Origin of the sequence: Kosmotoga sp. DU53 (assembly GCF_001639905.1) — a bacterium.
GTDB lineage: Bacteria > Thermotogota > Thermotogae > Petrotogales > Kosmotogaceae > Kosmotoga > Kosmotoga olearia.
Map to the genome: position 1 here is coordinate 59,292 of NZ_JGCK01000032.1, position 25,726 is coordinate 85,017.

23 protein-coding genes and 1 pseudogene are annotated in these 25,726 nt (G+C 41.5%); 9 read left to right on the plus strand and 15 right to left on the minus strand.

What is annotated here, in order from left to right; all coding sequences use genetic code 11:
* The first annotated feature begins 7 nt into the window (after positions 1-7).
* The 5 genes from DU53_RS04390 (at position 8) to DU53_RS04405 (ending at position 3,723) form a co-directional block, all read left to right on the plus strand.
* Entirely contained in the window at positions 8-691 is a 684-nt protein-coding gene (locus DU53_RS04390; RefSeq protein WP_063727753.1) for a ScpA family protein, read from the plus strand.
* Complete coding sequence (gene scpB / locus DU53_RS04395) at positions 688-1,305, plus strand: SMC-Scp complex subunit ScpB (RefSeq protein ID WP_015868238.1); 618 nt, start codon at positions 688-690, stop codon at positions 1,303-1,305. Before DU53_RS04390 ends, scpB begins: the two co-directional genes overlap by 4 nt.
* Positions 1,292-1,561: a hypothetical protein gene (locus DU53_RS12450; protein ID WP_369816072.1), complete on the plus strand. Its 270-nt coding sequence runs from the start codon at positions 1,292-1,294 to the stop codon at positions 1,559-1,561. The genes scpB and DU53_RS12450 overlap by 14 nt, the downstream gene beginning before the upstream one ends.
* Positions 1,558-1,944 carry a pseudouridine synthase gene (locus DU53_RS12455; protein WP_201029992.1) on the plus strand — a complete coding sequence of 129 codons (387 nt, stop codon included), beginning with the start codon at positions 1,558-1,560 and terminating at the stop codon, positions 1,942-1,944. Before DU53_RS12450 ends, DU53_RS12455 begins: the two co-directional genes overlap by 4 nt.
* 174 nt (positions 1,945-2,118) lie before the next feature.
* A complete protein-coding gene (locus DU53_RS04405; RefSeq protein ID WP_063727673.1) occupies positions 2,119-3,723 on the plus strand; it encodes an ABC-F family ATP-binding cassette domain-containing protein in 1,605 nt (534 codons plus the stop codon).
* A gap of 211 nt (positions 3,724-3,934) precedes the next feature.
* Here the strand turns inward: DU53_RS04405 and DU53_RS04410 are convergent, their stop codons facing one another.
* Entirely contained in the window at positions 3,935-4,870 is a 936-nt protein-coding gene (locus DU53_RS04410) for an ABC transporter ATP-binding protein (RefSeq protein WP_063727675.1), read from the minus strand.
* Between the two features lie 16 nt (positions 4,871-4,886).
* Positions 4,887-5,171 carry a DUF2905 domain-containing protein gene (locus DU53_RS04415; protein WP_235599700.1) on the minus strand — a complete coding sequence of 95 codons (285 nt, stop codon included), beginning with the start codon at positions 5,169-5,171 and terminating at the stop codon, positions 4,887-4,889.
* A 160-nt stretch (positions 5,172-5,331) separates the two neighbouring features.
* Between DU53_RS04415 and lysA the strand changes: the two are divergent.
* A pseudogene (gene lysA / locus DU53_RS13320) lies at positions 5,332-6,520 on the plus strand (diaminopimelate decarboxylase).
* Positions 6,521-6,826: 306 nt separating this feature from the next.
* On the opposite strand, the gene dacB reads toward lysA, so the two are convergent.
* The 7 genes from dacB to murQ all read right to left on the minus strand — a co-directional run bounded on the left by dacB (position 6,827) and on the right by murQ (position 14,323).
* Positions 6,827-7,969, minus strand: a complete 1,143-nt coding sequence (gene dacB / locus DU53_RS04430; RefSeq protein WP_063727679.1) for a D-alanyl-D-alanine carboxypeptidase/D-alanyl-D-alanine-endopeptidase — start codon at positions 7,967-7,969, stop codon at positions 6,827-6,829.
* Positions 7,966-8,805, minus strand: a complete 840-nt coding sequence (locus DU53_RS04435; RefSeq protein ID WP_015868244.1) for a carbohydrate ABC transporter permease — start codon at positions 8,803-8,805, stop codon at positions 7,966-7,968. Before DU53_RS04435 ends, dacB begins: the two co-directional genes overlap by 4 nt.
* 7 nt (positions 8,806-8,812) lie before the next feature.
* On the minus strand, positions 8,813-9,700 hold the full coding sequence (locus DU53_RS04440) for a carbohydrate ABC transporter permease (protein WP_015868245.1): 888 nt from the start codon (positions 9,698-9,700) through the stop codon (positions 8,813-8,815).
* 70 nt (positions 9,701-9,770) lie between these two features.
* On the minus strand, positions 9,771-10,991 hold the full coding sequence (locus tag DU53_RS04445; RefSeq protein ID WP_015868246.1) for a sugar ABC transporter substrate-binding protein: 1,221 nt from the start codon (positions 10,989-10,991) through the stop codon (positions 9,771-9,773).
* 2 nt (positions 10,992-10,993) lie between these two features.
* The gene (gene nagZ / locus DU53_RS04450; protein ID WP_063727681.1) at positions 10,994-12,580 is read right to left on the minus strand and encodes a beta-N-acetylhexosaminidase; all 1,587 of its coding nucleotides are present in this window, start codon (positions 12,578-12,580) and stop codon (positions 10,994-10,996) included.
* 5 nt (positions 12,581-12,585) lie between these two features.
* Positions 12,586-13,329, minus strand: a complete 744-nt coding sequence (locus DU53_RS04455; protein ID WP_161484749.1) for a GntR family transcriptional regulator — start codon at positions 13,327-13,329, stop codon at positions 12,586-12,588.
* An 82-nt stretch (positions 13,330-13,411) separates the two neighbouring features.
* Positions 13,412-14,323: an N-acetylmuramic acid 6-phosphate etherase gene (murQ, locus tag DU53_RS04460; protein ID WP_063727685.1), complete on the minus strand. Its 912-nt coding sequence runs from the start codon at positions 14,321-14,323 to the stop codon at positions 13,412-13,414.
* A gap of 86 nt (positions 14,324-14,409) precedes the next feature.
* On the opposite strand from murQ, the gene DU53_RS04465 reads away from it, so the two are divergent.
* Positions 14,410-15,402 (plus strand): serine hydrolase, encoded by a 993-nt coding sequence (locus DU53_RS04465; RefSeq protein ID WP_063727687.1) that lies wholly within the window; start codon positions 14,410-14,412, stop codon positions 15,400-15,402.
* A gap of 1 nt (position 15,403) precedes the next feature.
* Positions 15,404-16,507 (plus strand): anhydro-N-acetylmuramic acid kinase, encoded by a 1,104-nt coding sequence (locus tag DU53_RS04470; protein WP_063727689.1) that lies wholly within the window; start codon positions 15,404-15,406, stop codon positions 16,505-16,507.
* Between the two features lie 3 nt (positions 16,508-16,510).
* Here DU53_RS04470 and DU53_RS04475 read toward each other — a convergent pair whose 3' ends face one another.
* The 6 genes from DU53_RS04475 to dnaK all read right to left on the minus strand — a co-directional run bounded on the left by DU53_RS04475 (position 16,511) and on the right by dnaK (position 24,769).
* A complete protein-coding gene (locus tag DU53_RS04475; RefSeq protein ID WP_063727690.1) occupies positions 16,511-17,314 on the minus strand; it encodes a L,D-transpeptidase in 804 nt (267 codons plus the stop codon).
* 26 nt (positions 17,315-17,340) lie between these two features.
* Positions 17,341-18,294, minus strand: a complete 954-nt coding sequence (locus DU53_RS04480; RefSeq protein WP_063727692.1) for a D-glycerate dehydrogenase — start codon at positions 18,292-18,294, stop codon at positions 17,341-17,343.
* A 325-nt stretch (positions 18,295-18,619) separates the two neighbouring features.
* Positions 18,620-19,900, minus strand: coding sequence for an SLC13 family permease (locus DU53_RS04485; RefSeq protein ID WP_063727694.1), 1,281 nt, complete (start codon positions 19,898-19,900; stop codon positions 18,620-18,622).
* Between the two features lie 100 nt (positions 19,901-20,000).
* The gene (locus tag DU53_RS04490) at positions 20,001-22,385 is read right to left on the minus strand and encodes an ATP-dependent Clp protease ATP-binding subunit (protein WP_063727695.1); all 2,385 of its coding nucleotides are present in this window, start codon (positions 22,383-22,385) and stop codon (positions 20,001-20,003) included.
* 60 nt (positions 22,386-22,445) lie between these two features.
* Positions 22,446-22,898 carry an Hsp20/alpha crystallin family protein gene (locus DU53_RS04495; protein WP_015868256.1) on the minus strand — a complete coding sequence of 151 codons (453 nt, stop codon included), beginning with the start codon at positions 22,896-22,898 and terminating at the stop codon, positions 22,446-22,448.
* A gap of 38 nt (positions 22,899-22,936) precedes the next feature.
* Positions 22,937-24,769: a molecular chaperone DnaK gene (gene dnaK / locus DU53_RS04500; RefSeq protein ID WP_015868257.1), complete on the minus strand. Its 1,833-nt coding sequence runs from the start codon at positions 24,767-24,769 to the stop codon at positions 22,937-22,939.
* Between the two features lie 265 nt (positions 24,770-25,034).
* On the opposite strand from dnaK, the gene DU53_RS04505 reads away from it, so the two are divergent.
* On the plus strand, positions 25,035-25,718 hold the full coding sequence (locus DU53_RS04505; RefSeq protein ID WP_063727697.1) for a DUF47 domain-containing protein: 684 nt from the start codon (positions 25,035-25,037) through the stop codon (positions 25,716-25,718).
* Positions 25,719-25,726 lie beyond the last annotated feature (8 nt).

The window sequence follows — 25,726 nt, forward strand, 5'->3', positions numbered from 1 at the left end:
GGAACAGATGAAACTTATATTCACGCTTCCAGAGTTTGAAGGTCCGCTTGACCTTCTACTCTTTCTTGTTAGAAAACATCGCGTGGATATAAGGTCGATTCCCATAACGGTTATCGCAGATGAGTTTATCGCACACATAGAAAAGATGAAGTCTCTTGATATGGTTGTAACTTCCGATTTTTTGCTCATGGCATCGACTTTATTGCAGATGAAATCAAAGGCACTCCTTCCAAGGCTAAGTCCAAAAGAGGCACAGGAACTTGAAAAACAACAGAAAGAATTGTACAGGCAGGTTGAAGAATATCAAACGCTTAAAGAACTATCAAAGCGGCTCAAGATAAAGCTCTACGAATCTTCTTCCTACGAAAGAGTCAAGGTCGATACCCCTGAAACAGTATCATATTCCGAAGAATTACCACAAAAACTCGCAGAAGCTTTCAGAGCAATACTGAAGGAAACCGTAGAAAAAGAAAGAGTTTATACGATAACATCCGAATTGTACAGCGTAGAAGACAGAATGGAAGAAATAGAAAAGGAATACGAAGAAATTAGATTAATGGAAATACTTAAACAAAAGACCCGTATTGAAGTGGTGGTAACCTTTCTTGCAGTTCTTGAACTTATTAAGCTTGGTAGGTACATAATAGTAACCCTCGAGCCCACGCCATTGTTCAGGAGGGTACATAAATGAGTGAAGGTATCTCCAAAAAAGCAGCCATAGAGGCGATGATCTTCGCATCTCGCCAGGGAATTACCTCCAAAAAGATGGCGAAAATTCTTGAATTGAAGGAAAATCAACTTCTCCTTATACTGGAAGAATTACAGGAGGAGTACGCCAATAATCCGAACCGAGGCGTCATTTTAAGACAGGTCAACGGGAAATTCAGATTCTACACAAAAAAAGAGGTACAAAAATATGTCACAGAAGTAATCAGACGTCCTATCGCAAGAATAACCGATTCTCAACTTGAAGTCCTTGCCATAGTCGCCATAAGAGGGCCTGTAACAAGGACCGATGTCGAGCTGATGCGCGGAAAATCCTCACAATCGCAGCTCCTCGAACTTCAAAAAATGGGACTTTTAAGGAAGAGGCGTTCAAAACTTCCTGGAAGGCCTTATCTGTATAAAGTAACCCAGAAATTCTATGATACCTTCCAGCTAAACGACCTTTCTGAAATAGTGGAGGGATTGGAAGGAAAAATTGTGGAAACGAAGGAGGTAAACCCTTCTGAAACTTCAGAGGTTTCTTCAACTGAACAGCCACCTGTCGAGGCGGAAAGCGGGGGAAGCGATAAAGGGAAATAGGGTTCTCATAAACGGTAAGCCCGTGACGGAACCATGGTTTGAAATTGATCCCGTAAAAGATTCGATCACACTCGACGGGAAGAAAGTAAGGCCCAGAAAGCAACAGCGAGTGGTTTATGCTTTGAACAAGCCGCGAGGTTATCTCAGTAGTATGAGCGATGATAGAGGTCGGAAGACAATTGCCGATCTTATAAAGGGGAAAATACCGGAAAAAGTCTTTCACGTTGGCAGGCTCGATATGGATACCGAAGGTTGATAATCCTCACCAATGACGGTGAGCTGGCCAGAAGGCTCTCACATCCTTCTTCTGAAATAAAGAAAACCTATGTTGCCAGGGTTACTGGGAAGCTGAGCCCCCAAGAAATAAGACGTTTGGAGAACGGCGTGGTTTTGAGAGACGGATTCAAAACTTCCGGGGCTTCTGTCAGGATTATTCGGACTTCACTAAGAGATACCCTGGTCGAAATAACCATTCATGAAGGGCACAAAAGAGAGATCAGGGAAATGTTTAAAGTGTTCAACAAACACGTCCTTTACCTCAAAAGAACGGCTATTGGCAGTTTGAAAGTAGACATTGTTCCCAACCCTGGAGACATAAAAAAATTAACTGGACAAGAAATACAAAAACTGCTAAAATAAAGCGCAATACTAGTGAAAAGCTGGTGAAAAGATGCATAAAACCATCTCCTCTACTACCACAAATTAATAACTTCTAGTGCTAACCTTTAATTTTATTCTTAAGACCAATCTATCTAATTGAACCCGTTTAATTCGGGAAGTTTTTTGCTTCGTATTTTACGAGGAGGTGGTTTTATGCTGCATATAAAAAATCTTCGAATAGAGTTCGATGAATTTATTCTGATAGATAATATCTCTTTCGATGTTGTTCCGGGTGAGGTTCTTGCTATAACAGGACCAAATGGTTGCGGGAAAACTTCTTTAATACGCGCCATAAAAGGAGAGCTTCCTTATGAAGGAACCGTGTTTGTCGAAAAGGGAAAGAAGATAGCCTTCGTACCTCAGGAAAATCCGGAGTCAAATGAAAGAGTTGTCGAATTTATTTTACAAGAGTTTCCGGAGATTCACCGCATAAAGAAACTCCTGGAATCCCAAGTCGACGACCCGCTCATTTATGCGAACCTGCTCGACGAATATGCCGGAATGGGTGGTTTCGAGCTTGAAGATCGTATTGTAAGGGAACTTCTAAGATTAGGATTCGGAAGACAGGAACTCGAAAAAAGTGTTTCCGATTTTTCTGAAGGAGAAAAACGGTTGCTCCTTGTAACCCGCGCAATACTTAAAGACCCGGATTTGATTATCCTGGACGAACCTACGAACCACCTTGACATTTCAATGATCATGCGACTGGAAGAGGAAATACTCAGGTTGAAAAAATCAGGAAAAGCATTTATCGTAATAAGCCACGACAGAACGTTTGTCGACAAAATCGCTGATCGGACGCTATTTATAGAACGCGGAAAAGCGGTTACGGTAAGAGGTGGGTTCAGCCTTATGAGAGCCCATCTTCAAAACAAATTTGAATCCGATTTAAGGCGTGCACAGGAAATCTCCCGAAAAATCCGGCAACTCGAGCAGGAGGTGGCCAGGCGAAAAGAGTGGTCGAGGAAGAAAGAATCTCAGAAAAAATTCGCAGACAAGGTAATGAACAAAGGGTACATCGGCAGGAAATCTGCCAAACTGGCAAAAAGGGCGAGAGCTGTTGAGAAGAGGGTAGAAGAACTAATCGATAAATTGAAAGCCGAAAAGCCCTTCATCGAAAAAAGGTTGAAAATGCTTTTCCCGTATTATGAGGTTGCGGAAAGAAAATTGTTGAGCTGTGAAAATTTGAGCTTTTCTTACGATACGAAGGATTTATTCTCTGATATAAACTTAGACCTAACCACTAAAGACAGAGCTGCAATAGTTGGGCCCAATGGAACTGGGAAAACAACCCTGCTGAAATGCTTGATTGGAGCCCTGAAACCAAAAACAGGGCAGATTTATATGAACAAGAACGTAAATTGGGTTTATCTGCCCCAGAGAATCGAAACTTTTTTCCAGAAAGAGATCCTGCTGGATAACTTCATGGTTTTCGGCATATCTGAAACTGAGATAAGGACTATACTTGGGGCTGCAAAGTTCAGAAGGGAAAAGGTTTTTCAGCGAGTTGACACCCTGAGCAAGGGTGAACTCACACGAGCTGCGATAGTATGGGCTACACTTTCAAAAGCTGAATTTCTGTTTATGGATGAACCGACGAATCACCTGGACATTGAATCTCTTGAAGTGCTGGATGTCTTAATCGAAAATTTCAAGGGAGGAATGTTGTTTATCAGTCACGACAGGCATTTCATCTCAAGGCATGCTCGAGAAGTGTATTATCTGTCGGATAAAAAACTTTCGAGGATGAACTTGTAAAAAGGTGCGGGAAAATACCCGCGCCTTTTTTCAAAAGCAGGTTTTAGACGAATACAGAAGTTCAAAGGTTGAACAAAAAAAGGGACCCTCAAGGGTCCCTGAGTGCTGTCTATCCAAGGGGGGATAGGGGGGTCGCACTCTACAAAAAAATTATAGTTTCTTACTATTACAGGTAGGTTTTCCTCCCGCTAAGGATTTTATGCTATTCATTTCACTCTTCTTTGAAGACTCTTCTCAACTTAACTTTTCCTTTCTTCGTATATATAGCCTTCAGCGGTAGAAGCATCACAGCAGGTTGAGCTCTGAAAATCACATTGCATAAAGCTTTCTTGCTGTCATATGGGCTGGAATGAATGATTTCAATTTCTTCACCATCTTCCGCTATTTCCACATCTTCCGGTCTGAACACTATATTTTTGATTCGATTGACCCCTAGCGGTGAAAAGATCTCCATAACTTCTATTGAAGGTGGGTTGGCGTAGAGCTCAACCGGATTTCCTGAAGCTATGAACCTTCCCTTCTTCATCACGTAAACCCTGTCGGCTATCGCCATAGCATCTTCAGGGTCGTTGAGGACTATCACAACACAACGTCCCAACACCATGAGAATTTTCTTCACCAGCGTACGCATTTCATTCCTGATTTTTCTGTCAAGTCTTTCGAAAGGCTCGTCCATGAGAATCAGTTCAAAATTTCTGACAGTTTCTCTCGCTATTGCCGTTAACTTTCTTATTCCTGCCGGTAGTTTTTCTGGAAGCTTATCGAGATAGTCAGAAAGCCCATCGAGTTCTTGGGCTTTTTTTACTACCTTTCCTTCCGCTTCTTTGTCTTTTCGCAATCTGAGAGGGAAGGCCACATTTTCGAAAGTATCCAGATGAGGAAAAATAGCGTCATTCTGAAAGACAAATGCTATATTTCTCGTGTTTGGAGATAGAGCAGTTGCATCCCTGCCGGCGATGAACACTTTCCCTCCACTTGGTTCCTGAAGGCCAGCTATTGCCCTTAAAAGAAGAGTTTTTCCACACCCAGAAGAGCCTAGAAGAGCTACGATCTCATTTTCCCTGGCTTTCAAACTTACAGGACCAAGCTTAAAATCCCCGAGCTTTGCCTCAAGGGATTCCACTCTTAAAACGTCCACGCTGTCCATAAGCCATCCCCCAGAGTCAATTGAAAAGATTGCCGATGAATCTCAGCAGCCATATTATTCCACTGATAAGGCCACTCAAAACGAGACAGGTAGTAATTGGAAACCAGAACTCGAATCCATCTCTCGAAATGTGTATATCTCCCGGTAGCTTCCCGAAAGGAATCCCTATTTTTCTAAATAAAAAGACAGTGGCAGCCAAAATGAACGCTATTATTCCAATCTTGATCAACAGCTTTTCTAAAAATCCCAGAGTGCACACCTCCTGGATCTTTCCAGAAAACAGGCGTTGGCATGTTTTCAATCCAATTATAACCCTTCATAACCCTTTGGTTGTGCAACCAAAAATTGTGGTATATTAGTTGTAAGTATGAATACCTCTTTGTTGGTTGTACTCGGCTTCACAACTAACATAGCCAATTTAGGCATTACATCAACCAGTTTACGGTGTTAGGAGTGAAAAAATGAAAGAATTATTGAAAAAGATTGCGAAAGTTTATGGGACACCCGTGTATGTGTATTTTGAGAAAGAGATCGAAAACCGTATAGACAACGTTTTAGGAGTTTTTGAGGGAATAAATGTTTTTCCCACGTTTGCTGTGAAAGCAAACAACAACCCCCACTTATTGAAGGTCATTTACAATAAAGGCTTCGGGATGGATGTAATTACCCCGGGAGAGCTTTATGCTGCAAAATTGGCAGGTGCTTCGCCTGAAAAACTGGTATGGAACGGTAATGGAAAAACAGAAACAGACATAAAGAAGTTCATTGGAAGCGTGAAATATGTGAACGTAGATTCTTTTGAAGAAATGGAGATCTGGAAAAAGACAGAAGCAAACGTTGAATTGTTTATCAGAGTGAATCCTAATATAGATGCGCGTACACATCCTCATATCTCCACTGGTCTGAAAAAACATAAATTCGGTATCCCGTTGGATAAACTCGATGAATTTCTGAAGAAATTCCCCGATAGCCGAATCAAGGGATTACACGTTCATATAGGGTCTCAGATAACCACCGTTGCCCCTTTCGTTGAGGCGTTCGAAAAAGTCTCTGAAGATATCAAAAAAATATGGATTTGAGAAGATCAACATTGGTGGGGGATGGGGAATAAATTACGATGGAAAGGAGCTGGATTTATTAGAATACAGGAAAAAAGTTGTCCCGCTTTTGAAGAATTTCAAGGAAGTTATATGCGAGATCGGCAGGTACATCATTGGCCCATCAGGGATTTTATTGTTAAAGGTTCTGAACTTGAAAAAGACTGATGACAAATATTTTGTTGTTGTGGACGGAGGAATGAATACTTTAATCAGGCCAGCACTTTATGGTGCGCATCATGGTATCAAGATTCTCGAGCCCACTGCTTTATCCGGGAAAATAGATATAGTCGGTCCCCTTTGCGAATCTGGAGATAAGCTGGCATGGGATATAGAAATAGAGTTACCTGAAGTCGGCAGTTTGTTGTACGTTGAAAACGCGGGAGCGTACGGATTCTCAATGTCTAACAACTACAATTCTACCCTCAGGCCAGCGGAGGTACTGGTAAAAGAAAACGGTGAAATAGTATTGATAAGGCGAAGAGAAACTTTAAATGATCTGTTTGGAACAGCGCAGAGAACCGAGATCCGAGAACCCGAGAATCCGAGATAGCCGCTTCGCGGCAGATAAGAATCCTTCGGGATTGTTACGACCGGCTACGCCGGTGTTGCGAACTCCTGCGGAGTTGTCGCGAACTGCTTCGCAGTTGACATGCGCCTGCGGCGGATTAAAGCATGTTCTATTCCGGCTCGAAGAGCCGTATGGCCGTGACGAAGTCACGCATAGCCTGGGCAAAGCCCAGCACAGCCACTGCGAAGCAGCGCACAGCGTCTGCAAACCTCAACCTCGTGAGCGTCCGGAGCGTAGCTCCGCACTTCAGCAGCATAGCTGCTATCTCGGACTCTCGGTTCTCAGTTTTCAATTCCCCTCATACACTATTTCCAAAATTTCGTTTTCAAACCCCTTAGCATCAGTTTTTGACTTTGAAAAGTTGTTTTCAAACAACGAAAATCCCACCATTTTCCCCGATTTTGTTTTCATAAAACCTGCCAATCCGGAAACTCCCGTAAGCGTTCCCGTCTTTCCCCAGACTTCAAAATCGAATCTCCCTTTTATTGTCCCATCATTTTTCGAATATGAAAGGATGTCGAGAAAAGTATCTCCATACTTTTTGTACATGTGCTTCAGGATTTCCACAACCAGTTTTGGGGAAACGAGGTTGTATCTTGAGAGACCAGGACCATCGGTGATCGTAAAATCGTTCACGCCGTACTCTGTGACATTTTTAACGGTTCTTATCAGGGCTGCTATGGAGTTGTTGATCGTTCCTTTTTTCAATACCTTTGCTCCCACTGTCCTGAAAATCTGTTCGGCTACCTGATTGTCGCTTACCTCGATCATGCTTTTCAGAATCTCTCTCAATGGTTTGGATTCGTGGATATAAACCGGTTCGTGTTTTTTTGATATGTATTTGACAACCATTTCACCTTTTACGGAAACACCCAGTTCTTCAAAGGTGCTTTTCAATGTCTCAAAAAATTTTCTGGTTAGTGTATACTGATTAATTCCAGAAGAGATCGATGGATACGAAGGCCCTTTTATCGTAAGAGCGCCTATCATCGGATTGGGATCATCCCACATCCAACCTCTTCCATAGATCTCTTTTCTATCGAAAAGTCTGTCATCGAGAATTATGTTATTTATCTCAACGATCTTCTTATCTTCCACTATTTTGGCTATGATGTCGTGAAGTGTGGATACGTAAATAGTTGGATCTCCGGAACCTTTTACCCCGAAATCTTCTCCGATCAAATAAAATTTCGTTTTGTAGGTGTATTCCAGACCAAGGTTTTCTAAGGCAGCTAACAGTGTAAATAACTTTGTGACGGATGCTGGCGTAAACAGCTTTGTAGCGTTATACTGGGTAATAATTTCCCCTGTTTCGATATCTTCAACATAGATCCCAACGAATCCATCAAAGTTATCCACAAGTTCTCTCACCGTATCCCCAAATATTGAGGTAGTTAAAAGGATGAAAATTAAGAAAATTACTTTTTTCATTCTTTAACAGCCCCTCTGACCAGACCGGATATGATTTGTTTCTGAAAGGCCAGAAAAACCACAATTACTGGGATAGTCGCAATACTCGAACCAGCCATCAAATGAACGTAATCAATTCCGTGAAGTGTGTTGAAATATGCGATTCCTATCGGAAGTGTCCGCATGCTATCGGTATTCGTGAAGATTAAAGGATATAAGAACGAGTTCCATGTGGTCAGGAATGTATTGATACCCAGAACAGCTATTGCTGGCCTGGAGATTGGAAAAAGAACCCGGAAAAGTATTGTGAAATCCCCGCCACCATCTATTCGAGCAGCTTCGTCGAGGGATTTTGGAAGTCCGTCGAAATATTGCTTCATAAGAAAAATTCCGAATCCCTGAACTGCAAAGGGAAGTATTAAAGCCCAGTAAGTGTTATACATTGCGAGTTTTTTAATGAGTATGAAAAGGGGAATCATCAATACCTGTGCGGGGATCATCATTGTTGCCAAAATTATCAAAAGTACAAGGTTTGCTCCCTTGAAATTCTTCCTGGACAATGCGTAAGCGACTATTGAATCGAGTATGATATTCAAAATGGTAACGGACACGGTGACAATAACGCTGTTAAGGAAATACCTGTTAAAATTTGCGCTCTTCCAAACATCAACATAGTTTTTAAATGTAACTTCTTTCGGGATAAGGGTATCCCAGCTTGGGAGTATGTTGCCCTCAGGTTTTAGCGATGTTGAAATCATTATATAGAGCGGAAACAGGGTTGTTATTAGCAAAAAAATCAAAAGTGAGTATGCGATTGTTTGGCGTAACCTGTATCTCCAGTCTCTTTTTATTATCATAACAATATCACCTCTGATACCTGATAACCAGCTTCTGTATGAGCGTAAATGCAAGTATGATCATAAACAACACATAAGACATTGCAGCAGCGTAACCCATCTTCATTTTATGAAACCCTGTTTCGTAGAGATAATAAACAATCGTAGTTGTGGCTTTCAGCGGGCCACCCTGGGTCATTACATAAACTTCGATAAAGATCTGAAAGGACCTTATCGTATTTATAACGAGCACAAACAATAGCATTGGGGAAATCAGGGGTAATGTAACCTTTCTGAACAGATAGAATCCCTTTGCACCATCGATCGCTGCAGCTTCATAAATTTCCTGGTTGATTGATTGTAAGCCAGCCAGAAAAAGGATTGTATAATATCCGAAACTGGCCCAGATATCCATTGCCATAATCGCAGGCAGCGCATATTTCGGTTCAGCGAGGATTCCTCTACCGTACCTTACAGAAGCTCCAAAGAATTTCATTAAAGCCGTTAAATATCCATACGGTGAATAAAGATAAGAAAAGATGGTTGCTATAACTACCATCGAGGTAACAACAGGCATGAAATAACCTGATTGAAAAATTTGCTTCCCTTTGATATTAAGGTTACTCACCAAAACCGCCGCTATCAGCAGTGCTATTATGGTTGTAATTGGCACAGTGCCAACCACAAAAATCAGAGTGTTTTTCAGAGCTTTCATGAAAGTCGGGTCAGAAAACAGTTTTATGTAATTTTTCAAACCAACAAAAGTAGGAGGTTTCCCTCTGATGGGGTTGTAACGGGTAAAAGACAAATAAAAAGAATAACCAACGGGATAGAGTTTGAAAGTTAGAAAAGAAACTATCCACGGTGATAGCAACAGAAAAATTTTGAGAGAATTTCTAAGTCTTTTACTTGCCATGTGGATACCACCTCAAAAAAAGGGGTGAGGTGGGAAGCCCCACCCCATTTTCTATTATTTGTTATCGCTATTATTCGCCGTACTCTTCTTCAAATTCTTCAAGAATTACGTTTATTTCTTCCGCTGCCATATCCATTGCGGACTGCGGATCTATCGTTCCGTTGTAAACCTCGGTTATGTACTGGGTGAGAATTTCCTGGATCTCAACCCACTTTGGATGTGCAGGGGGTGTCTTTGTGAACTGGAGTTGGTTCATGATAACAAAGAAACCGGGCTGGTTCTTAAAGAACTCGTCGTCTTTAACGCTTTTGTCAGCCGGAAGCAATGTCGGTATTCTTGAGGAAATAGCCATTGCGGATCTTTTTTCAACTATGAACCTGGCAAGTTTTTCAGCTTCCTTTGGATACTTGGTGTTTCTTGGGATAACAATAACCTCGGCACCACCAAACTGAGTTGGTTTTGACCACAACTTATCCGGTCTAACAAAAACAGCATAACCGAAATCTAGTTCAGGAGCATCTTTCGCGAATGACTTGATTCTTCCAACGTCGTCCATGATGATACCTACTTTTCCTTGCATGAAAGCCTGTCTTACGTTGAGGTTCGAGTCTATCATGGAGTATTTTGTGAGTTTTTGAACGAAACTCAGTGCTTCAACAAATTCAGGAGAGTTTACAGCAGCGCTCTTCCAGTCTTCTGACAACACACTTCCGCCGTTTGACCATGCAAAGGGCAGGAATGTTTGCCATGTTGTGTACTGTCCTGTTTTGATTCCAAATCCAAAGATATCATCACCTAATGCGTTGATTTTTTTCGCGGCATCCAGAAGCTCGTCCCATGTTCTCGGTGCTATTTCAGGATCGAGTCCAGCTTTTCTAAAGAGTTCCTTGTTGTAGAAAAGAATTCTGGTAGAAACAACCCATGGATAACCGTAATATTTACCTTTGTAGATCACAGGATCCCACATGTTGTACTTATCCAGCAGATCGCTGACATCAACTTCCAGAAGCGCACCGTCAGCCGCAAATTGAGCGACCCATGTTGAACCGAGCTCCAGCACATCTGGTGTATCGCCAGCAGCAAAAGCAGTGACTATTTTGTTGAATCCGTCGGACCACGTCAGTCTTTCCATCTGTACTTCGATATCCGGGTTTTCCTTCATGAATTCTTCGATCACCGGACCCATCCATTTGTCAGACCAGAAATTCCAGAATTTGAGCACAACTTTACCTTCGGCAACAACCGCAAGCAAGCTAATAAGCAATACGGTTACCAGCAAAACACGCCTCATGACTAAATCCCTCCCTTTGTTAAAATGCACTCGCCTTTAAGTGGGGTGTTGTCAATCAAATAATCTAACAATCTAATAGCGAGATATTCATTCCAATCATATGTTGTTATATACGCATTAACCAACTCTTTGTCTTTGACAAAAAGATAATCGTAAGGAGATTGCATCGCAATCAAGAGGTTATTCTTGTTTTCGTGAATCAACAGATTTACGAGTTCAGCGGAATACTTGTTTCTGTAGGTATCCATCGTGAATATTATTACCCCATCATAAGTACTTGCTTTTTTTATGGTTTTTATATATCTGTATGGGGTTGAGCGTAGATTGTATTTAACCAGTTTGAAAGTTATTCCTTCTTTCTTTAGTAAAGACGTTATGTATTCCCTGGTATAAGCACGCTCTTGAACAATCGATACACCCGGGTTATAGGGGAAGAAGATGAGATACTTTTTGTCCTTTTCCAGGGAAAAATTACCCTTGCACAGTGCTATTCCATCAGAAATTTCTTCCCAGATCTTTTCTACTTGTAGATCGAGTTCATTAAGTTCGGAAGCGTACGCTAACAGACGAAGTTTCGTGATTCTTTTAACCGCATTATCTATAACTTCCTCAGGGATATTTCCGTTTTTTACTTCCTGGAGGATGTAATCCGCTACTTCCAGCTGGGTTTTTAAGTCTTTCCAAATGATGAACATATCGACACCGGCTAACAGTGATTGTTTCACCACTTCTTTCACGGATTTACCTTCCGAGACTGCTTTCATAAGCATGTCATCGCTGATGATTACTCCATCAAAACCTAACTTTTCTCTCAAATAGGAGATTATTTTCTTAGATATTGTGGCTGGAACGTTGTCCCAAAAAGGCAATAATATATGAGCAGTCATCAATGCCGGTATCTTATTTTCTACAACGATTTTGAAAGGGGATACATCAGTTTCGATAAAGTTGCTTTCAGGCTTATTGATAACTGGAAGTGAAGTATGGGAATCTGTATCCGTATCTCCATGCCCAGGAAAATGCTTTCCCACTGGAATAACCCCGGCAGAAAGAAGACCTTTAAAGAAAGCAACTCCATTCGTAGCTACCCTTGTTGGCTCGTTCCAGAACGATCGCACTCCTATGATTGGGTTAAAGGGATTTGAATTAACATCAAGTACCGGTGCGAAGTCCATATTGATTCCCAGATCTCTCAACGCTTTTCCCGTTAGATAACCTACTTTATAGGTTAATTCCGTGTCGTTTACAGAGCCCAACAGCATAGCATTTGGAGGTACAAAGATATCCCTGATTCTGGCGACCATACCGCCTTCCTGGTCAACGGCAACGAAAGGCGGGATATCATCACAGTGTGTTTTGATCTGTTCAACAAGTTCTTTTACCTGATCTTTATCTTTAACGTTTCGTCCAAAAATGACAAAACCTCTAACTCTCTTATCTATCAACAACTGGATCTGGTCATTGTAAGAGATTCCCTGAAATCCAAAGAGGAAAAGCTGTCCAATTTTCTGTTCAATGGACATCATACTTACAAATTGAGAGAGTGTTAATGTTCCAAGCAGGAGCATCTTAAAACTTTCAGAAAACATCAAATTCACCTGGCTTTCAAAGTGACCCTGAGTTTAAAATTGTCCTTTCTGTAATTCGAGTAAACATATTCAATGGGAATTTTCTCCTGTGAAAAAGTGATACGAACAATCGATAAAACACAATCCCCTTCTTTTATTCCAAGGATCTTTGCTACGCTTTCTTCGGCATGAACCACTTCAATTTCCTCTTCAGCAAAAGTCGGATAAATCGAAAACTCGTCTTTTAGAAGCTTATAGAGTGATTTGGTTGACATATCGTACTGTGAAATTTTTCTGAGTATGGGATATTTTGAAATATTCAAATATGCGTTCTCGATTGATCTTGGGCGGTCACCTTCATATCTCAACCTGGATAAGAGCAGTACCTTTGCTTCACCAGAAATATGGAAAGCATCTGCAACTTTTTCAGGAGGTTTAACGAGTTTATTTGTAAGAACTTTTGACCAGGCTTTTTTTCTAATTTTTTCCATTTCCTCACTAAAGCCAGTAAGATGGGAAAGGTCAGAAATCATCTTGTTTTCTGCTACATATGTTCCTTTACCCTGTATTCTATATATTAAGCCCTCTTTTACCAGTTCTTGCATCGCTTGTCTAACGGTTAGTCTACTTACCTTGTAATACTTTGCCAATTCCTCTTCTGGAGGCAGAGGATCGTTTGGTTTCAGCTTGTTATCTTCGATAAACCTTTTTAAGTTCAACTTTATCTGGTAATAGAGGGGAATCGGGCTACTCCTATCAACAGATTCCAAAACCTTCATCTCCTTGTTATGATGTCTAGTTATATATACAACTTCATTTTATAAAAAAACTTCCATCGAAGTCAAATTCTGTTTAATCAGCGTTATTGCCATTTGACAACATTTTGAGGGCCTCAGACAAAAATTCCGTGCGCTCAAGTACGTTATTACATTCCTCTTTTGTTTTCCCTGAGAGTACCATTAAAATAGCAAGCTTTGTTTTATTTCCTGATAGTTTCAGAAACTTCTTTGCCTCATCTTTGCTGATTCCTGTGACTTCAGAAATAATTTTGGTTGCTCGTTCTTCTAACTTCGTGTTGAGGATCTGGACGTCGACCATGTAATTTTTATAAACTTTACCGAGTTTAATCATAGTCACTGTACTTATCATGTTTAAAACCATTTTTTGTGAAGTTCCAGCTTTTAATCTCGTGCTTCCTGTTATAACCTCTGGACCGGTTCGCAGTTTTATAACTACATCAGCCCATTGTGCTATTTCAGGATTTTCTACATTGGCAATTAACACGGTTCTACATCCTACTTCTTTTGCCTTTTTCAAAATTCCTTTCACATAAGGGGTGCGTCCGCTGGCGGTTAAACCGATCACGGTGTCTTCTTTTTTTACTCCGATACTTATCAAATCATTTACGCCGCCAATTTCATCGTCTTCTACAGATTCTACGGCTTTAAAAAATGCTTCTTTTCCTCCTGCCATCAACGGTAAAAATAGACCTTCATTGACTCCGAAGGTGGGAACGACTTCCGCTGCATCAATAACGGCTAATCTTCCACTGGTTCCAGCCCCACAGTATATTACCCTTCCGCCTGATCTAATCGAGCTTACCGTCATGTCAATTACTGTTGCTATTTTTTCGAGTTGTTCAGCGACAGCTAAAGGTACAGTAGCGTCTTCGTGGTTCATAAGCCTGAGCATTTCGATCGTACTTAAAGAATCGATATTGTGAGACTTTGGATTTGACTGTTCGGTTTCGAGTTTTTCTATCATAGTTTTCCTCCTTGTATAGGGTAAGTTTTTTATATTATTATATATCAATCTGTATAATACATAAGAGATGGAGAGAGGTGGAGAAAATGTGGGAGACAGTGGATAAGATCGTTAAAAGCGGAATAAACAAGATTTATCCGGGAGCTGTGTTGCTTGTTGGAAGACCTGGAGAGATATTATACGAAAAAAGTTATGGGACAATTGACGGAGTCAGAAAAACTCAATTGGATACTATATACGATATTGCCAGCCTCACAAAGGTTGTTGCAACAACTACTGCCGTAATGAAGCTGTTTGAAGAGGGATTGCTGCATCTGAACGATAGGCTCGGTTACTTTTTGCCTGTTGAAGGAAAAAAAGCTGACATTACTATTTTCCAGTTACTAACCCACACTTCAGGTATGGCACCGTATACGGAACTCTGGAAACATTTGAAGGGAAAGGCGCTGTTAGAGGAAATTCTAAAGATTCAACCCGTTTATGAACCCGGAAAAATCGTGTATTCATGTCTGAATTTTATTACGTTAATGGCTGTTGTTGAAGCCGTTTCCGGGACATCGTTTGATGAATTCGTTTATTCGATTCTTTATCCTATAGGAATGAACAATACCTCTTTCAATCCTGAAAAATATGAAAATATTGCCCCAACGTCAATACGGGAAGGCAAAAGGCTCATAGGAGAACCTGATGATGAGCTTGCATATTACTTAGGTGGGGTCAGCGGAAATGCTGGACTCTTTTCAAGTGCACGCGATCTTTTTATCTTTATGAGTGCTCTGTTAAAAGGCGAAATCGTGAGCAAGAAAGTCGTGAATCTCTTTTCACAGCATGTTGTCGATTCAAACGGAAAAAGAAGACATCTTGGGTGGGAAGCACCTTATAATGGTTCGAGTGCTGGTGACATTCTTCTGCACTTGGATCATGCTTTCGGGCACACCGGTTTTACGGGGACAAGCATATGGTGTGATGGTGAGAAATTCGTTATCTTGCTCACGAATCGTGTTTTTATAAAGAGATTCAGTGAGGGAATTGGACGTATCAGGATATTACTTCACAACGTCATTTTTGGAGGGTTATGAAGTGTGGGAAAAGTTTCTGAAGCTGCTAAAAAAAGATGAACGGGTAGTCCTCGGTTTAATGTCCGGTACATCAGCTGACGGACTCGATATCGCTTTAGTCAAGGTCAGTGGTAAAACTCAAGATTTGAGATTTTCTTTAGAATTCTTTAAATCTATCCCGTACCCAAAAGACCTACGAGAAAAAATTATTCGTGCATATAACCCGAATGTTTCAACGGTTAAGGATATCACGGAATTGAATTTTACTCTGGCACGTGAGCATGTGAAAATGATTAAAGGTCTAGGCTTGCAATTTGATTTGATTGGTTATCACGGCCAAACGGTTTACCATATGCCGGAAGCCGGTGCAACTTTACAGTTAGGGGAAGCTGATGTTTTGGCTGTCGAACTTGGAGTACCGGTAGTCCATTCCTTTAGGACAAAAGACATGGCTCTGGGAGGGCAGGGTGCTCCAATCGTTTCGTATTTTGATTGGGTGGTTTTTGGAAGAGAAAGCGGTACTGCTACATTGAATATTGGCGGTATTGCAAACCTGACTTATTTATCTAAAAAAAGAGAAAACGTTATAGCCTTTGACACGGGACCGGGTAATTGTTTGATAGACGTTGTTGTCAATAAGTATTACTCACAACCCTTTGATATTGATGGAAAGATAGCAAAAAAAGGCAAAATCCACGATGATGTTATTGAATTGTTGGTGAAGAAAGACGCAGACTATATTGAAAAAAGTCCCCCAAAGACAACGGGAAGGGAAAGGTACAACGAAGAATTTCTGGATGGTATCAAATGCCCTCCTAAGGATCTTGTGCGCACTTTGACCAGATTCACAGCGCTTTCCATTCATCTGAATATCAAGAAACATGTGCCAAAGACGAAAAAGTTAATCGTTACTGGAGGGGGAGCATTCAATCCTGTACTTATAGACGATATCCGTTCCTTTGGATACGAAATTGAAATACCAGACAAAACCTTCGTCGAAGCGAAAGAAGCGATCGCCATTGCTGTTCTGGCAAATGAGTTTTTGAACGGCGTCACTACAAATATCCCGAATGTTACGGGTGCAGAAAGAGAAGCGACGCTTGGAAAGCTTTCTTTGCCGTTCTAATTTTTATATCATCCGTTCAACAAAAACAATTCCTGTGTAAAACTGAACATAATGTGAAGGAAGAAGGAATGGATGGTTTAACTCTATCATCTTTTTCTGGATTTCTATTTGGTCTGTATCGTGTATTATGACACATCCATGGCTTCTTCTAAGTTCTTTTGCTTTTGTTCCCCCATGAACGAGAATACCGTCTCTGTTGACTTTGTAAATTCCAAGTGCGTATCCATATAAAGGTTGCCATAATCTGAACAGACCAGCTGGTCCGAATTTCTCTGGTGTATTCTTCAAAATCCCGGATTCATAGGAAGAAAGATATATGCCGATAGGTGTATCACCGTTTTCGATTTTCTGGCTCTCTTCCGTTTTTGAATCATGCTGTCCGTGACCTCGAGCGAGACAGGAATAAATTTCATTCCCTTCTCCGTCGTAAAGGTGAAGGTTTCCAAGCTTGCTTCTGTCATCCGGAAGGGTGATTTTCAGGAAAAAATAATAGCTGTTTTCCGCATATTTCGTGAGTTTCTTTAGTGTCTCGAAGCCGCAGTGTTTCTCCTTTATATCTTCCTCTTTTTTGAATTCAATCAAAGCGTCAAAAAAATTTGAACAAGCTTTCTGGTCTATTGGAAATGGCGTACCGAACCCTCTGTAGAAGAGATACCTTGAGAGTAAGTATTTTGCTCTCCAAACATCATTGCCTGTCATTTCAGGTTTTATTGTCCTGTGAAAAGGTTCAGGTAACGTGAAACCGCTTATCTCTCTCGTTATCGTAAATTCAAAGTCTGGATTGTCGTAAAAATACTTTTTTTGCACGTTATCACCTTAAATATTTGGCGACATCAATAAACAGGCGTCAAAGGTTTCTTTCCTTCGAGAACCGCGAGAATGTTTTTTGCTACGAGAACAGCCATGTTGTTTCTGGTTTCTACTGTTGCCGAACCGATGTGCGGCAGTAAAACCACGTTGTCAAGTTCCTTAAGAGCATACGGAACCTCAGGTTCGTTCTCATAAACATCCAGTCCCGCAGCAGCTATTTTACCCTGCTGCAAAAACTCTATCAAAGCTTCTTCGTCCACAACGGCGCCTCTCGATGTGTTAATCAGTACCGCTGATGGCTTAATGAGCTTCAATTTACTTCTGCTAAGGAGATGATAAGTTTCACTGGTCAGAGGTACGTGAAGAGATATAAAATCAGATTCCTTCAACAGCTGTTCCAAACTTCTGTACTCGACATCAAGATTTTTTTCCTCTTCACTTGTTAGTGGCCTTCTATTATGATATATAACTTTCATCCCAAAAGCTTGAGCCCGCTTAGCAACAGCTTTTCCTATCCTTCCAAGTCCAATTATCCCGAGAGTTTTTCCGTTCAACTCAATTCCGAGGAACAGCTCCGGTTTCCATCCCTCGAAGAGGCCTTTCCTTACAAATTTATCTGCTTCAACAATCCTTCTAGCAGTGGCAAGCAATAGAGCCATTGCAAGATCGGCAGAGGCATCTGTAAGAATATCCGGCGTGTTTGTAACGATTACTCCTTTTGCTTTCGCAGCTTCTATATCAATATTATTGAATCCAACAGCATAATTGGCAATTATTTTGAGTCTTGGAAGTGCGTTTATTATTTCAGCATCTATGTTATCGGATAAAAGCGTTACCAGAGCGGTCGCATCTTGTGCCCTTTCTATTATCTCTTTTTTCGAAAGGGTTCTATCTTCCTCGTTGACCTCAACATTGAATTTGCTCAGTAGTTTCAATCCTATTTCCGGAATCTTATAGGTTACAAAAATCTTTTCCAAGGGAACTACCTCCTTTCCTAAGAAATCCGAGAACCGAGAATCCGAGATAGCAGCTACGCTCCGGACGCTCACGAGGTTGAGGTTTGCAGACGCTGTGCGCTGCTTCGCAGCGGCTGTGCTGGGCTTTGCCCAGGCTATGCGTGACTTCGTCACGGCCATGCGGCTCTTCGAGCCGGAATAGAACATGCTTTAATCCGCCGCAGGCGCATGTCAACTGCGAAGCAGTTCGCGACAACTCCGCAGGAGTTCGCAACACCGGCGTAGCCGGTCGTAACAATCCCGAAGGGATTCGTGCCGCGAAGCGGCTTTTTCGGATTCTCGTCAATCAGTATCTCACCATCAAATATACACTGGATATGATCATACTTACAAGGACAACCAGCATACCGTAAGCCATGAATTTCACGAAACTGATTTCTTTACCATAATATTTTTTGAGAACCGCGAGACCTATGATATTCGCCGATGCTCCGATGGGAGTGCCGTTACCTCCCAAACACGCTCCTAAAGACAGGGACCACCAGAGAGGATTCAGGTTTGAAAAGGTTTCCGGGTTTATTTTTTTCATTGATTCTACTACAGGTATCATCGTAGCAGTGTAAGGGATGTTATCTATAAACGCTGAAATTACTGCTGAAGCATTTGTTATAAAGAGCATGGTACGATGGTAAGAACCTCTTGAAAGTTTTATAAGTAAATGTGCAAAATTTTCCAGCACACCGGTTTCTTCAAGACCTCCAACTACAACAAAAAGCCCAATAAAAAACAATATCGTTGACCATTCTACTTCTTCCAGAGTTGCTTCTACATTTTTTCTGTCCATAATCGTTAGAGATAACGCTGCCATCAGAAGGGCTATCGTTGAACTTTCTAAATGTAACTCATGTTGAAAGAGAAAAAGAAACGTCGTAATGACTAGTAATACAATAGATATTCTGAAGTTTTTTCTGTTAGTAACTGCTTTGGTTAGTTCGATACCTTTTGCGTCTGTAAGATCTACACTGAGCTTTTTCTTAAGCAGAAAAATTATCATCGTATGGGTGGCGATGAATATGAGTACAATTGCGGGACCAAGATTGACAATAAAATCCATAAAAGACAACCCCGCAGCGGAACCTATCATTATGTTTGGCGGGTCACCAATAAGCGTTAAGGCACCACCGATGTTTGATGAAAAAATTTCACCAAGCACCAAAGGAAATGGGTCAAGACCTACAGCATCAGCGATAGCAAGAGTAATAGGAACAAAAACAAGGATTGTTGTAACGTTATCAAGAATACTGGAAGCAAGGGCTACTACGCTAACCATATACAGATATAGTTTCACCATACTACCCCTCGAGAGCTTTAGCGCCAACGCGCCAAAGTACTCGAAGATACCGCTTTTTTTCATAACGGCTACGAAGATCATCATTCCTATGAGGAGAAATATGGTGTTGAAGTCAACGTATTCTTTGTAAACAATTGCAGGATCTCTAAACACCCCAAAAATAAGCATGAAGGTTGCGCCAAATAAAGCAACAAGCATCCTGTTAAGCCGTTCGGTGATGAGGAAGAAATAGGAAATAAGAAAAATCGACACCGCTACAACTGTTTGATAACTCACGCTATCATCTCCATAAGAATTTTGACAGAACCAATTATACAACAAAAAAAGTACGCGGCAGGAATATCCCGCCGCGTATGCCTTAGAGCTTTCGAAATGATTATTCTTCTTTGTAAATCTTTATGCCGAAATCATCGGCACCCACAACGACAACATCGTTTTCGGAAAGCTCGCCGCTGATTATCATATCGGCAATCTGTCCTTCCACATCTCTTTCAACGAGCCTCCTTATCGGCCTTGCGCCATATACGGGATCATATCCTCTATCCGCAAGGTAATCGACGGCTTTATCGGTGTAACGCATGGATATACCCTGTTCGCTGAGTTTTTCCTCGACCTCTTTCAATCTCAATTTAACGATCTCTCTCAGGTGCTCTTTGCTCAACGGCTTGAAGAACACGATGGCATCGAGTCTATTCAGGAACTCCGGTTTGAATGCTGACTTAAGTTTCTGTTCGACAAGTGCCGTTGTGTTTTCGTCGAATTTACCCTTCGTCATCTCTTCAGAACCCACATTACTGGTCATGATGAGTATGGTGTTGGAGAAATTAACGGTTTTTCCTTTTCCATCAGTTAATCTTCCATCGTCCATCACTTGAAGTAGAACATTGTGAACATCAGGATGTGCTTTTTCAACTTCATCAAGTAATATGACGGAGTAGGGTCTTCTTCTAACCGCCTCAGTTAATTGACCACCTTCTTCGTATCCGACGTATCCCGGAGGCGCACCAATAAGCCTCGATACAGAGTGCTTTTCCATGTATTCGGACATATCGATTCTTATCATCGCATCTTCGCTACCAAAAAGTATATTTGCCAGTGTTTTCGCAAGTTCCGTCTTCCCGACACCTGTTGGTCCAAGGAATAGGAATGATCCCCATGGTCGGTTCGGTGCTTTTAGACCAGCACGTGCCCTTCTTATGGTATGGGCAACCGCACTAACAGCCTCTTCCTGATCTATGAAACGTTCGTGAATTAGCTTTTCGAGATTTTTCAATTTATCCCTTTCAGATTCGAGAAGTTTCCCGGCTGGTATTCCGGTCCACTGCTCGACGATTGAAGCAATTATTTCTTCCGTAACTTCATTGTTCTGAGCGTTGTCACTCTTAAACCATTCAGCCTTTCTGGCTTCGTATTCTTTTCTGATTTTCTCGAATTTCGTTTTGAGTTCCGCGGCTTTCTGGTAATCACCTTCCTGAACGAGCTCGGATATCCTGTTGTCGAGCTCCTGGAGCTCTTTTTCCATCTTCCTCAAATCATCCGGAAGATATCCGGCTTTAAGGCGTACATAAGATGCAGCTTCATCTATAAGGTCAATAGCCTTGTCTGGTAGGTATCTGTCTGTTATGTATTTCATACTTAGATCAACGGCCGCCTCAAGAGCTTTATCCGTTATCTTAACCTGGTGATGCTTTTCATACGACTCTCGCAATCCTTTTACAATTTCCAGTGCCTCATCCCTTGAAGGTTCGTCTACATAAACTGGCTGGAATCGTCTTTCAAGAGCCCTGTCTTTTTCGATGTACTTTCTATACTCATCGAGAGTAGTTGCCCCTATACATTGAAGCTCTCCTCTCGCGAGAGCTGGTTTCATAAGGTTGGCAGCATCCATTGAACCCTCCGCAGAACCGGCACCCACAACGGTATGAATCTCATCTATGAACAAAATCACTTCTCCAGCAAGACGTTTCACCGCATCAATTATCCCCTTCATTCTCTCTTCAAATTCTCCACGGAACTTGGTTCCAGCAACAACTCTTCCCATATCCAGAGCAAGCACTTTTTTGTTTTTCAGGTATTCGGGAACGTCACCATCAACGATTCTCTGAGCCAACCCCTCGACTATTGCGGTTTTACCAACACCAGGTTCCCCGACTAAGGCAGGATTGTTTTTGGTCTTTCTACCGAGTATCTGGATGACCCTTCTTATTTCTTCATCCCTGCCTATAACAGGCATCAGTTTTCCTTGCTTTGCCAAATCGGTTAAGTCTATGGTGAAACGCTTGAGAACATCAACATTCTCGTTTTCGGACGCTTCACCCTTTTGCCTGGCACTCAGCATGGCATTGTAAACGGTATCAACGTTCAATCCGTGTTTCATCAGGATTCTTGCCGCTACTGACGAAACCTCTCTAAGCATAGCAAGTAACAGATGTTCCGTACCAACTTTGGCGTCGTGCATTCTTTTGGCTTCGTTTCTGGCTGCTTCTATGATGTGGCGTGCGTCGGGTGTAATATAAATCTGATTGGAAGATTCAACACGCCCACCATAGCGCGCAATAACCTCTTCGACATCACGGCGAAGGGATCTCATATTAACCTTCAACTCTTTCAGAATCTCATAAGCAAAGTTATCCTCATCTTCGAGGATAGCAAGCAAAATATGCTCGCTGCCAAATTGATTCTGGCGATATCTTGTCAATATATCCTGAACATCCATCAGGATTTTTTTCGCCTTCTCCGTGTATTCTTCATAATTTATCATTCTCTCACCTCCAGTTTTAAAAAGGGCGCCTTAAAGGCGCCCCGTATGATTTCATCTCAATTACTCAACTTTCACACTTACCGTTTCTTTCTTGACTTCTTCCTTCTTAGGCAATTCGATTTTCAGGACGCCGTCTTCGTATTTTGCTTTAACTTTGGTCGTATCGATACTGTCGGGCAATCTGAAAGCTCTCTGGAACATACCATAGGAACGCTCGTAGAGATGGTAGTTTCTAGATTTGTCATCTTTTTCAGAGGATTTCTCTCCTTTGATTGTCAGGATTCCATCTTCAATTTTGATTTCGAGATCTTTCTTCTTTATGCCAGGTACTTCCATTTCCACAAATATGGCATCGTCCGTTTCGTAGATATCGACTTCGGGGATGAGCATGCCGTACTCTCCTCTTCTTACATCGAGTCCTCTAAAGGCTTCGCTGAAAAGCTTATCGATCTCTTTCTGAATTTCCTCAAAGGGTCTGAAGAGTTCAGAAACGTTCTTCTTTGGAACCAACATGCTATCACCTCCCCGACAAAATTTTCAGTTTATTCATTTTAGGCATTGTCTTTCGGTGGTATGTACTCAGAATTTCCACCTTGGTCTCCAGGATTTCCGGTCTGATCAGTCTGCCCACCCTGAGCCGATTGGTAAATAGCCTGGCCGATTTTCATAATCTCCTGCTGCAACTGATCGAAGAGTAGTTTGATCCTCTGTATATTATCTGAACTTATCGCATCTCTCAAGTCTTTTACTATATTCTCTATTTTTGCTCTGTCCTCGGGTGAAATCTTGTCCCCATTCTCTTTGAGCATCTTTTCTGCACGATAAGCGAGTTCATCAGCCTGGTTTTTGAGTTCGATCTCCTGTTTCTTCTTCTTGTCCTGTTCTTCATATTTCTTCGCATCTTCGATAATCTTCTTGATTTCATCTTCGGATAGCTTGTGTCTTCCGGTAACAACCATCGATTGCTGTTTTCCGGTTCCAAGATCCTTGGCATAAACGTTCACAATTCCGTCACTATCGATATCGAAGGTAACCTCTATCTGAGGTACACCTCTCGGTGCCGGTGGAATACCCGTAAGCTTAAAGCTTCCAAGGAATATGTTGTCGCGGGCCATGGTTCGTTCACCCTGGTAGATCCTTATTTCAACCTCTGTTTGACCGTCTTCAGCTGTAGTAAAGATCTTGGATTTCTTTATCGGGATCGTTGAATTTCTTTCGATTATCGGTTCCAGGAGCCCTCCTTTTACTTCGACTCCCAGCGTGAGTGGCGTTACATCGACAAGGACAAGATCCTTTTCCAGTTTTCCTCCAAGTATAGCAGCCTGAATCGCCGCACCAATAGCCACTGCTTCATCAGGGTTAACGGTTTTGTTGGGTTCTTTACCGAATATATTCTTGATGAAGTTCTGTACGTATGGAATTCTCGTAGAACCACCAACAAGTATGATTTCATCAATATCCTGAGGTGACATCTTGGCATCGTTCAGAACTCTTTCAATTTGTTCTCTTGTTGATTCAACAAGATCTCTTATCAGCGATTCAAAAGTGGATCTTGTTATCTTCATTTCAAGATGGAGCGGTCCCTCGGCTGTCGCTGTTATGAAAGGCAAGCTGATCTCCGTTTCGTATTTTGAAGAAAGCTCTATCTTAGCCCTCTCGGCCGCATCTTTAAGTCTCTGGTAGGCTTGTTTATCCTGCCTGAGATCAACGCCATGCTGTTTTCTAAACTCTTCGGCTATGTAATCAATGAGTCTCTGGTCAAAGTCATCACCACCAAGGTGGTTGTTTCCAGCCGTTGCAAGAACTTCAACAACTCCATCACCGATGTCAAGTAACGACACATCAAAGGTTCCTCCACCAAGGTCGTACACTATGATTTTCTTGTCACCTTCGCTTTTGTCCAGCCCATAGGCTACTGCCGCGGCTGTAGGTTCATTGATGATTCTCAGAACTTCGAATCCTGCTATAATACCAGCTTCTTTTGTAGCCTGTCTTTGAGCATCATTGAAGTAAGCTGGACAAGTTATAACCGCTTTGGTTACCTTACCGTTCAGATAGGCTTCAGCGTCTGTTTTGAGTTTTTTCAGAATATAGGCACTTATCTCCTGGGGTGTATACTCTTTGTCATCTATCTTGACCTTATAATCAGACCCCATCTTTCTTTTTATTGATCTGATAGTTCTGTCACTGTTGAGAATAGCCTGACGCTTTGCGGGTTCACCAACGATTATTTCACCGGTTTTACTGAACGAAACCACAGATGGTGTGGTTCTTGAACCTTCAGCATTGGGGATAACCTCAACATTTCCATCAGGCTTAACCCAGGCAATAACAGAGTTTGTTGTTCCAAGGTCAATACCTACAATGTATTCTTTTTCAGCCATATCATTCCCTCCTTTTTCACCTCGTGTTCTATCTTCGCATTTTAATTATATTTAGTTAGCAATCGAATGTCAAGTTTGCCATTTCAAAAATGTGGTTTTGTATGGTCCGCTTTCATTCATATATATAATTATACCAATCTAATCGCAATATAATCTTATAGCGACCGTTACTAAAGAATGCCAAATTTATCTGGTCGATTCTTGTTTCTTTTTTTTAGTGTCTGTTTATCGTGATAATGCTAAACTCCAAGTAGGAGGTGATGAGTTGCCCAGATTAATTGACAAGCTCTTTCCAAAAGAAAGCCCTTTGAGACTCCTTAAAGAACATGCCGATCTGGTCTTAAAGGCTTCCTCTTATTTACCAGAAGCGCTGGAGCTTTACTTCGAAGGAGACTTAAAGAAAATCACCGTGATGTCAAAAGAAGTTGAGGAACTGGAACGCCAGGCTGATGATATCAAAGCACGTATTCGCGCAAGCTATATGAAACTCAAATTCGTGTATTTCGAAAAATCAGATCTAATGACCATCCTCCACAAAGCCGATAGTGTTATAGATGGGGTTGATGATGTTTTAAAGATATTGCAAATGAACTCGGTTGAAGGTCTCGAAAAAACCGACATTCCAAAAAATTTCATCAGCCTTGGCGAAGATTCATTTAAGTCGGTACAACTTATGCACGACTTAATAAAAACACTGCTTGACATTGTTGAAAGCTCCTTTGCTCCTAAAGAGATCGGTAAAGAAGTCAAGGAAATAGATGAACTAGAAAATTACGAGTTCGACACGGATGTTCGTTCGGTAGAACTCGGAAAAATGCTTTACACCCAAAAGAATAGGATGAATCCCGTGGATATTCTCTACCTCGAGAAATTGACGACAACAATTTCGGACATTGCTGATAGCGCTGAAAACGTTGCGGAAGCTATTCTTATGGTAATCAAATCATAAGAAGGCCC

What these genes read in the sequence shown, in the direction of transcription:
- DU53_RS04390 (WP_063727753.1), top strand. Translation starts at nt 8, where the DNA reads ATGAAACTTATATTCACGCTTCCAGAGTTTGAAGGTCCGCTTGACCTT.
- DU53_RS04495 (WP_015868256.1), bottom strand. Translation starts at nt 22,898, where the DNA reads ATGTTGGTTCCAAAGAAGAACGTTTCTGAACTCTTCAGACCCTTTGAG.
- DU53_RS04465 (WP_063727687.1), top strand. Translation starts at nt 14,410, where the DNA reads ATGTGGGAGACAGTGGATAAGATCGTTAAAAGCGGAATAAACAAGATT.
- murQ (WP_063727685.1), bottom strand. Translation starts at nt 14,323, where the DNA reads ATGATAGAAAAACTCGAAACCGAACAGTCAAATCCAAAGTCTCACAAT.
- DU53_RS04410 (WP_063727675.1), bottom strand. Translation starts at nt 4,870, where the DNA reads ATGGACAGCGTGGACGTTTTAAGAGTGGAATCCCTTGAGGCAAAGCTC.
- dacB (WP_063727679.1), bottom strand. Translation starts at nt 7,969, where the DNA reads ATGAAAAAAGTAATTTTCTTAATTTTCATCCTTTTAACTACCTCAATA.
- DU53_RS04435 (WP_015868244.1), bottom strand. Translation starts at nt 8,805, where the DNA reads ATGATAATAAAAAGAGACTGGAGATACAGGTTACGCCAAACAATCGCA.
- dnaK (WP_015868257.1), bottom strand. Translation starts at nt 24,769, where the DNA reads ATGGCTGAAAAAGAATACATTGTAGGTATTGACCTTGGAACAACAAAC.
- DU53_RS04490 (WP_063727695.1), bottom strand. Translation starts at nt 22,385, where the DNA reads ATGATAAATTATGAAGAATACACGGAGAAGGCGAAAAAAATCCTGATG.
- DU53_RS04445 (WP_015868246.1), bottom strand. Translation starts at nt 10,991, where the DNA reads ATGAGGCGTGTTTTGCTGGTAACCGTATTGCTTATTAGCTTGCTTGCG.
- nagZ (WP_063727681.1), bottom strand. Translation starts at nt 12,580, where the DNA reads ATGTTTTCTGAAAGTTTTAAGATGCTCCTGCTTGGAACATTAACACTC.
- DU53_RS04405 (WP_063727673.1), top strand. Translation starts at nt 2,119, where the DNA reads ATGCTGCATATAAAAAATCTTCGAATAGAGTTCGATGAATTTATTCTG.
- scpB (WP_015868238.1), top strand. Translation starts at nt 688, where the DNA reads ATGAGTGAAGGTATCTCCAAAAAAGCAGCCATAGAGGCGATGATCTTC.
- DU53_RS04440 (WP_015868245.1), bottom strand. Translation starts at nt 9,700, where the DNA reads ATGGCAAGTAAAAGACTTAGAAATTCTCTCAAAATTTTTCTGTTGCTA.